The sequence below is a fragment of the Aeromonas sp. QDB30 genome (assembly GCF_027707645.1).
Classification (GTDB): Bacteria; Pseudomonadota; Gammaproteobacteria; order Enterobacterales; family Aeromonadaceae; genus Aeromonas; species Aeromonas caviae.
The window spans coordinates 1-8,980 of sequence record NZ_JAPCIY010000107.1 but is presented as its reverse complement, the minus strand read 5'-3'; the positions used below and the strand labels follow the sequence as shown (position 1 = coordinate 8,980).

At 62.0% G+C, this 8,980-nt stretch carries 6 protein-coding genes and 2 pseudogenes; 6 read left to right on the top strand and 2 right to left on the bottom strand.

Annotation, left to right across the window (positions count from 1 at the left end; all coding sequences use genetic code 11):
• Window positions 1-557: pseudogene (locus tag PG896_RS19675) on the bottom strand (IS21 family transposase); the annotation flags it as partial.
• A 220-nt stretch (window positions 558-777) separates the two neighbouring features.
• On the opposite strand from PG896_RS19675, the pseudogene PG896_RS19670 reads away from it, so the two are divergent.
• The 6 genes and pseudogenes from PG896_RS19670 to PG896_RS19645 all read left to right on the top strand — a co-directional run.
• Window positions 778-1,200: pseudogene (locus PG896_RS19670) on the top strand (integrase core domain-containing protein); the annotation flags it as partial.
• Between the two features lie 93 nt (window positions 1,201-1,293).
• The gene (locus PG896_RS19665) at window positions 1,294-2,652 is read left to right on the top strand and encodes an NCS2 family permease (RefSeq protein WP_052815566.1); all 1,359 of its coding nucleotides are present in this window, start codon (window positions 1,294-1,296) and stop codon (window positions 2,650-2,652) included.
• A gap of 238 nt (window positions 2,653-2,890) precedes the next feature.
• Window positions 2,891-3,961, top strand: coding sequence for a dihydroxyacetone kinase subunit DhaK (gene dhaK, locus PG896_RS19660; protein ID WP_270836109.1), 1,071 nt, complete (start codon window positions 2,891-2,893; stop codon window positions 3,959-3,961).
• A gap of 15 nt (window positions 3,962-3,976) precedes the next feature.
• A complete protein-coding gene (gene dhaL, locus PG896_RS19655; RefSeq protein WP_052815565.1) occupies window positions 3,977-4,606 on the top strand; it encodes a dihydroxyacetone kinase subunit DhaL in 630 nt (209 codons plus the stop codon).
• A gap of 1 nt (window position 4,607) precedes the next feature.
• Window positions 4,608-5,324 carry a dihydroxyacetone kinase phosphoryl donor subunit DhaM gene (dhaM, locus tag PG896_RS19650; RefSeq protein WP_052815564.1) on the top strand — a complete coding sequence of 239 codons (717 nt, stop codon included), beginning with the start codon at window positions 4,608-4,610 and terminating at the stop codon, window positions 5,322-5,324.
• Window positions 5,325-5,464: 140 nt separating this feature from the next.
• Complete coding sequence (locus PG896_RS19645; RefSeq protein ID WP_052815563.1) at window positions 5,465-6,547, top strand: glycerol dehydrogenase; 1,083 nt, start codon at window positions 5,465-5,467, stop codon at window positions 6,545-6,547.
• Window positions 6,548-6,858: 311 nt separating this feature from the next.
• Here PG896_RS19645 and dhaR read toward each other — a convergent pair whose 3' ends face one another.
• Window positions 6,859-8,760 (bottom strand): dihydroxyacetone kinase operon transcriptional regulator DhaR, encoded by a 1,902-nt coding sequence (gene dhaR / locus PG896_RS19640; RefSeq protein ID WP_052815569.1) that lies wholly within the window; start codon window positions 8,758-8,760, stop codon window positions 6,859-6,861.
• Window positions 8,761-8,980 lie beyond the last annotated feature (220 nt).

Below are 8,980 nucleotides of genomic sequence, written 5' to 3'. Positions count from 1 at the left end.
CAGGTGGCCTCGGCAAAGGTGTAGTTGGACGCACCGAGCACGGCGACAAAGACTTGTGCCTGACGGACCTCACCCGTGGTCGGCGACACGATGGGCACCGTGGGCCCGCAGTAGTCGATAAAGAGCTTTTCCCCCGCCTTGTGGATCTGGCGCATGGAGCGCTTTTGCAACTGACACCAGGACTTGTAACGGTCACAGAACTGGGAGTAGCTGTAACAGCTATTGGGATAGCGCTGGGTGTACTCCTCCCAGAGCAGCTGTTTGGAGACCCCCTTGCGCTTGAGCTCCTGATGGACAGAGGGCCAATCCGGCACAACATGGCGGGCCGAGATGGTGGTATCGGCCTGCGGATAGAACAGGGCAGCCAGTCGGCCATCATCAAGATCGGTAGGTAAGGGCCAGGTAAGGCCGAGCGCCTGGGCACTTTTGAGGAGTTTCTGGATGGAGCCGACACTGACCTTGGTACAGATACTGATTTGGCTAACAGAGAGGTCAGCTTCCAGCCGCAGTCGCAGTACTTCACGAATTTTACGCATTGCAATCCTCTTGGCAGACATAGGCTCTTCCCTGGCAAAAGGGAGAGCGTATCAAAGGTTTTTAAATCAATGCGTTAAGGATGATTCCGGTGAATGTGAACAGTGATTCCGGGATGTTGAACACTGTTTCCGGAAAGGAGGGGCGAAGTGTTCAGGTTGAACCGGAATGAGCGTTCACATTGGTCCGGAAATGGTGTTCACGTTGAATCGGAATTGGTGTTCATGATCGGCCGGAATATGCACGGTGCGGCTGTTTAATGTGATCGATGACTTCAATCGTGAAGCGCTGTGCATCGAGGTGGATTTCTCCTTACCCGCCTCACGAGTCAAACGGGCGCTGGAGCAGGTGATCACGTGGCGAGGTAAGCCCGCCATTATCCGATGTGACAATGGCCCGGAATACATCAGCGAAGAGCTCAAGCGATGGGCGAAACAGGAGGGGATAACCCTGGGCTATATCCAGCCAGGAAATCCGCAGCAGAATGCCTACATCGAACGTTTTAACCGCACGGTGCGCTACGACTGGCTGGGCCATTACCTGTTTGAGTCACTGAATGAACTACAGGAGTTTGCCACGAACTGGCTGTGGGTTTATAACCATGAGCGGCCCAATATGGCGCTGGGTGGCTACACGCCGAAACAGCGTCTGGCACAGGCCGCATGACCTCTACTTTTGAATGCCCCTAAAAATGGGGGGATTACCCTATTTTGCGCGCCACAAACGCAAACGATTTCCTTCACACTTTCAGGACATGTCATGGCAAAGCAAGATATGGCCGCCCAATCAGGGAACGGCGGCTTTTTGGACTCTTATTTTTCCATTTCCGCGCGCGGTAGCAGTGTGCGTCAGGAGCTGTTGGCAGGGCTGACTACCTTCCTTGCCATGGTCTACAGCATCATAGTGGTACCGAACATGCTGGGTGCTGCCGGTTTTGAGCAAGGCCCCGTCTTCGTGGCCACCTGTTTGATCGCCGCCTTCGGCTCTCTGCTGATGGGGCTGTGGGCCAAGCTGCCCATGGCTATCGGTTGCGCCATCTCCCTCACCGCCTTTACCGCGTTCAGTCTGGTACTGGGTCAGGGACTGAGCATTCCGGTTGCCCTCGGCGCCATCTTCCTGATGGGTGTGCTGTTTACCCTGATCAGCGTCACCGGCGTGCGCCAATGGATCCTGGATAACCTGCCCTCCGGTATCGCCCACGGCACCGGCATAGGTATCGGTCTGTTCTTGCTGCTAATCGCTACCAACGGCGTCGGCATGGTGATCAAGAACGAAGGGGCCGGTCTGCCGGTTCAGCTGGGTGAGGTGACCTCCTTCCCGGTCATCATGACGGTGCTGGGTCTGGCCGCCATCTTCGGTCTGGAGCGTCGCAAGGTGCCGGGCGGCATCCTGATGGTGATCATCGCCATCTCCATCCTCGGCCTCATCTTTGACCCGAAAGTGACCTGGCAGGGCTTCTTCGCCATGCCGAGCCTGACCGGCGAGAAAGGCTCTCTGGTTGGCAGCATGGATCTGCTGGGCGCCCTCAATCCTGTGGTCATTCCGACCGTACTGGCGCTGGTGATGACAGCCGTGTTTGACGCGACCGGCACCATCCGTGCTGTGGCCGGTCAGGCGGGTCTTATCAACGAGCGTGGACACATCATCAGCGGCGGCAAGGCCTTGACTGCCGACTCCGTCAGCAGCATGGTCGCTGGCGTAGTGGGTGGAGCTCCGGCTGCCGTCTACATCGAGTCTGCCGCAGGCACCGCGGCCGGTGGCAAGACCGGTCTGACCGCTGCGCTGGTCGGCGTGCTGTTCCTGCTGATGATCTTTCTCTCGCCGCTCAGCTATCTGGTACCGGCTTATGCCACCGCACCGGCCCTGATGTACGTCGGCCTGCTGATGCTGGGCAACGTCACCAAGCTGGACTTCAGCGATTCGGTCGATGCCCTCGCTGGCATGCTGTGCGCCGTCTTCATCGTGCTCACCTGCAACATAGTGACCGGCATCATGCTGGGCTTCGTGGCGCTGGTCGTGGGTCGTCTGTTTGCCGCCGAGTGGAAGAAACTCAACGTCGGTACCGTCATCATTGCCGCGGCACTGGTGATCTTCTACGCCGGTGGCTGGGCCATCTAACCCGTCCACTTATTCCGGTTGTAGCGAAGGGCCCTGCGGGGCCCTTTTTCATGGCTGTGAGGCCGCTAACAGTTTCTCGCCCGTTTGCCTCTCGCTGTTTCAGATTGAAACGCCAATGGCCTTTCTCCTGTTTCAAATCCGAACCGAACCGGTCGTCATTTTTCTCCCGATTTATCCCGTTAGACTGGCTCCATCAACCATTTGCCCACCCGTGCGGTGGCAAGCCAAGGAGTGAGCCATGAAGAAACTGATCAATGCCGTCGATGCCGTGGTCCGTGAACAACTGATGGGGATGGCCGCCGCCCACCCCGAGCTCAAGGTACGTATCGAACCCCACTACATCACCCGCGCCGATTCTCCAGTGATGGGCAAGGTCGCGCTGGTCTCCGGCGGTGGCAGCGGCCACGAGCCAATGCACGGCGGTCTGGTGGGCAAGGGGATGCTGGATGGCGCCTGCCCCGGCGAGATTTTTACCTCGCCGACTCCGGATCAGATGTACGAGTGCGGTCAGGCCGTTGATGGCGGCGCGGGCGTGCTGTTTCTGGTGAAGAACTACACCGGTGACGTACTCAACTTCGAAACCGCGGTCGAGCTGCTGCACGGCGATGGCGTCAAGGTCGGCTTCTCGCTGATCGATGACGACGTGGCGGTCAAAGACAGCCTCTATACTGCCGGTCGCCGTGGCGTTGCCACCACAGTGCTGTGCGAAAAACTGGTGGGTGCCGCAGCCGAAGCGGGCTATGACCTGGCCCATTGCGAGGCACTGGCCCGTCGCATCAACAACCAGAGCCGCACCATAGGCGTCGCCATGCACGCCTGTACCGTGCCTGCCGCCGGCAAGCCCTCCTTCACTCTGGCGGACAACGAGATGGAGTTTGGCGTGGGCATCCACGGCGAACCCGGTATAGCGCGCCGCCCCCTCACCGACCTCAATACCCTGGTGGATGACATGTTCAGCGAGCTGGCGGACAACACCCCCTATGGCCGCACCCTGCGCCATTGGGACAGAGCCTCCGGCAGCTGGCAGGAAGAGCACACCTTCATCGAACCGCTCAACCGGGGCGATCGCGTCATAGCCCTGGTCAACAGCCTGGGCGGCACCCCGATTTCAGAGCTGTATGGTGTCTATGGTCGCCTCGCGGCCCTGTGCGAAGAGGCGGGCATCCATCTGGTGCGCAACCTGATAGGTCCCTACTGCACCGCCCTCGACATGACAGGTATCTCCATCACATTGCTCAAGGTGGACGACGAGCTGATGACCCTGTGGGATGCCCCCGTTCACACCCCCGCCCTGCGTCGCGGCTGCTAAGGAGCCCTAATTCTCATGCTAAGCAAACATCACATCGTCAATTGGCTGCTCGACTGCGAACACATCTTCACCGAGCAGCGTGACTACCTCACTGCGCTGGATACCGACATCGGCGATGGCGACCACGGTCTCAACATGCAGCGCGGCTTTACCAAGGTGGCCGAGAAGTTGCCTGCGGTGGCAGACAAGGATATCGGCCAGGTGCTGAAAACCACCGGCATGACCCTGCTCTCCTCGGTTGGCGGCGCCAGCGGCCCGCTCTACGGCACTTTCTTCATTCGAGCGGCGGCCAGTACGGACGCCTGCCAAAGCCTGAGCCTGAGCCAGCTTGGCAAAATGCTGAGCGACGGAGTCGAGGGGATCGTCTCCCGCGGCCGCGCCGAGCCGGGCGACAAGACAATGTGCGACGCCTGGTGGCCGGCACTGGCGGCCCTGCAACAGGCGCAGCAGCAAGAGCTCCCCCTCAACGAAGCGCTGGACAAGGCAGTGGCCGCTGCCGCAGCTGGCACCGAGGCCACCATACAGATGCAGGCCCGCAAGGGGCGAGCCAGCTATCTGGGCGAGCGCAGCATAGGCCATCAGGATGCCGGGGCTACCTCGACCCTGCTGCTGCTGACCGCCCTGCGTGACAGAGCGAGGTTGTGACATGATCGGCATCGTAGTTGTCTCTCACAGCGCCATGCTGGCGGCCGGATTGAAAGCGCTGGCCGACCAGCTGGGCAGCCCGGCCAAACTGCTGCTGGCGGCCGGGGTCGATGACCCCGACCACCCCATAGGCACAGATGCCATCGCCGTGATGAGTGCGATAGAAGAAGCGGACGACGGCAGCGGTGTACTGGTGCTGATGGATTTGGGCAGCGCTCTGCTCAGCGCCGAAACCGCCCTCGAACTGCTGCCCCCCGAGTTAAGCGCCCGGGTGCGGCTCTGCCCGGCCCCGCTGGTTGAGGGCACCCTTGCCGCCGTGGTGGCGGCAGGTTCAGGTATGAGCCTTGACGAGGTGGCCGCAGAGGCGCTCGGCGCCCTAGGGCCCAAGCAAGCCATGTTGCCTGCCACAGATGCGCAGGTCGCCACTGAAACGGCACCGGCAGCCGACGAGGGCTGGCAGCGCTGCGAGGTGGTAGTGGATAACCCCCACGGCCTGCATGTGCGCCCCGCCGCCCGGCTGGTGGCCGCCCTCAAGCCCTTTGCCGCTGAACTCAAGCTGCAAAAGGGGGACAAAGAGGCCAATCCCCGCAGCCTGACCCGGCTCGCCATGCTCAACGTGCGTAAGGGCGACACGCTCACCCTGCTGGCGCGTGGGGAGGATGCCACCGCCGCATTGACCTGCTTCCAGCAGCTGGCAGCGGAACGTTTCGGCGACTGACCCGCCTGCTTCAAGGCGCGGCAACGGCCTTATCGGCCAGCCGCCGCGCCACTTAAAGACGAAGGACTCCCCGGCACAGCCGCCCCTTCGCCCCTGTTAGTTTCAAAAGAAGTCTTATGAACTAGAGAGAGGTATAGAATATGGACCGCATTATCATCAGCCCCAGCAAATACGTACAAGGCAACGGGGCCCTCGCCAATATCGGCAACTACGTCAAAGCGCTCGGCAGCAAGCCACTTATTCTGGCCGACGCCTTCGTCACCAAGCTGGTTGGCGACACGGTTGCCACCAGCTTCCACAGCGTGGACATCAAACCGGAGCTCGACTGCTTCAACGGCGAATGCTCCCGCCCCGAGATCGACCGTCTGCTGGCCCGCTGCAACCAGACGCCGTTCGACGTCATCATTGGCATAGGTGGCGGCAAGACGCTGGATACCGCCAAGTCGGTCGCCTTCTACCAGAAGGTGCCTGTGGTCATAGTGCCCACCATCGCCTCCACCGATGCCCCCACCAGCGCGCTGGCGGTCATCTACACCCCGGAAGGGCAGTTCAGCGAATACCTGATGATCCCGACCAACCCCAATATGGTCATCATGGATACCGGCGTGGTCTCCCGCGCTCCGGTGCGGCTCTTGGTCTCCGGCATGGGGGATGCGCTCTCCACCTACTTCGAGGCGCGCGCCAACAAGGTCTCCGGTTGCCAGACCATGGCCGGTGGTGCCTCTACCCTGGCGGCGCAGGCCATCGCCGAGCTCTGCTACAAGACCCTGCTGGCCGATGGCTACAAGGCCAAGCTGGCGGTGGAGCAGGGGCTCTGCACCAAGGCGGTGGAGAACATCATAGAGGCCAACACCTATCTGAGTGGTATCGGCTTCGAGAGCAGCGGCCTGGCCGCCGCCCACGCCATCCACAATGGCCTGACCCAGCTCGCCGAGTGTCACCACCTCTATCACGGTGAGAAAGTCGCATTCGGTACGCTAGTGCAGCTGGTGCTGGAGAACGCGCCCATGGCGGAGATCGAAACCGTGCTGGCCTTCTGCCGTTCAATTGGCCTGCCGACCAACCTGCATATGATGGGGGTCAAGGAGCTGGATATGGCGCGCCTGATGGATGTGGCCAAGGCCTCTACCGCCGAGGGTGAGACCATCCACAACATGCCGTTCAAGGTCACCGCCGAGGATGTGCTGGCGGCCATCGTCACTGCCCACCAGCTGGGGCTGTAACATCGCCACTGCTGACCTTGCCATATAAAAAGGCCCCGCAACTGCGGCAATGCTGTTCAGATAAGCACTTTTTTGACTGATTATTCATAAATTGGATTTGAGTTGAGGGGGCAAGGCTGTGTCCAGTCGATCTTCCTCCAGCCTTTATCCAGCGGGGCTTGCAATAGAAAGAGGGAGGCATCATGCCTCCCTCGATTTTTTGTCCTGATACTACGTGGACTGGAACTCAAATTCTCTTAAGTGAACAGCATTGCCGCAACTGCGGGGCCTTTTCATTTTCGCGGGTCGGTTGGTAACGGCTCGGGTCGCCGTCAGCCGTGATAGTCGGCGGGATCGATCTCGAGCAGCTTGAGCCGCCGCCACAGGGTGGTGCGGCTGATGCCCAGGTGCTGGGCCATCTGGCTCACCTGTCCCTTGCAGGCGTGGGCGCAGCGCAAAATGGCTTGGCGCTCCAGCTCGGCCAGGGTGAGCAGCGGTTGCCCCACCACCTCATTCGCCACCAGCTGATAGCCGTGACGAATGGCGGCGGGCAGCGCCTCCGGCGGGATCAGCCCCTGACCGGCATGGAGCAGGGCATGCTCGACGGCGCTGCGCAGCTCCCCCAGATTGCCGGGCCAGGGATAGGCGAGCAGACAATCGAGGGCCGCCGGACTGAACTGGCGCACCGGCTCGCGCCCCTGCGCTCCTAGCTGCTGGCTGATAAGGCCTGGCAGATCGGCCGCGCGCTCCCGCAGCCCCGGCAGCCAGAGCTCGCACGCCTGCAGCGCATAGAGCAGCTGGCGACCAAACAACCCCTCCTGCACCAGTTGCTCCAGCGGGGCGCTGCTGGTCGCTATGATCCGCACCTTGAGCGGCAGTATGCGGGCCGAATCGAAGCGCTGGATGCGGCCTGTCTTGAGCAGTTGCAGCAGCGCCGCCTGCATGGGGGCAGAGAGGCACTCCACCTGCTCCAGCACGAGCGTGCCGCCGTGGGCCAGTTCGAACTTGCCCGCCCGCTCCTGCCCCGCCTCGTCGGAGCCCATCAGCTCCAGCGCCATCCGCTCGCTCGGCAGCGCCTGACAGTTGAGGGTAATAAGCGGCCCGGCAGCCCGCTCGCTGCCAAAGTGGATCGCCTCCGCCAACTGGGCCTTGCCCACCTCCTCCTCGCCGCGTAGCAGGATCGGCCCCTGACTCCGGGCCGCCTGCCGGGCGTAGCGCAGCAGCTTGCGCATGGCGCTCGATTCGCCCACCAAGGCGGAGAGTTCAGGCACCGTCTGGCGCAGCTGGTGAATGGCCCGCAGGCGGTCGACCGGGTGAAGCAGGGCGATAAAGCTGACCCCCTCCGGCCCCGGCAACGGCTTTAGGCTCACCAGCGCATTGATGAACTCCCCCTCCTGAGCGCCGAGCCGCTCCAGCGTCACCTCCACATGACTCAGTGGCGTCTGCCCCTTGATGGCCAGCTGCAAACGCTGGGGCAACAGCAAATGCTGCTCCAGTGGCTGGCCGAGACAGAGCGCCGGATCGAGCCGCAGCCGGTTGGCCGCCAGCCCATTGAGGTAGCGCAGTCGGCCCTGCGGATCCCAGGCCAGCACGCCGTCATCCATGCCATCGAGCAGGGCGTAGAGCTCGCTCAGGTGGTGCTGGGACTCCTGCATCAGGGTTTCCATCTGCAGCAGATGGGCCAGCTCGCGCCCCGCACTGACGGTGAGCGCCAGATCCCCGGCACTCGCCGCCTCCACCTTGCAGATCAGGGCCATGATGGCGACCTGACGGCCGTTGCTGTTGTAGACCGGGCTGGCACAGCAGTGCCACGGGTGGAGGGTCTGGTTGAAGTGCTGGGGACCGCTGACGCAGAGCGGCACGCCCTCCAGCGCCGCCAGATTGATGGCATTGGTGCCGATGCGCCCCTCGCTGAAAAAGGCGCCGGGGCCAAACCCCAGCGCCGCCAGCTCACGCAGGGTGTCGGGGTGGCCGGTCTGGGCCAGCAGGCAGCCGCTCTCGTCGGTGAGCAGCAGGGCGCAGGGGCGCCCCTCCATAAATTCGTAGAGATCTTCGAGGGCCATCTCGCCGGTGGTGAGCAGGTCGCGCTTGCGCTGGCGCAGGCTCTGTAAGGTCTGCCCCTTGGCGCTGTGGGGCGGATGCCAGAGGGTGGCACTGGTCTGGTGGGCGCAGCGCAGCCAGGATGCCTGCAGATAGTCAGGCCAGGGCTGGAGCGGCTGAAGGTCAGATGGCATGGTCACAGCAATATCCGGCAAGATGTGAGCCGACTATTTAACCACGCCAGCACGCCCGATTCAGTGACCTGCATCAGAGGGTGGCAACCCCGTCCTTCTCCCAGGGCCGGATCGCACTTTGTTAATGAAATTTGAACAGGCATATCGTCTGTGATCTAATCGCGTCTCCATGCAGGAGGCACGCGCTATGACGTTGATTGAACACCTTACCCTTGTCGAA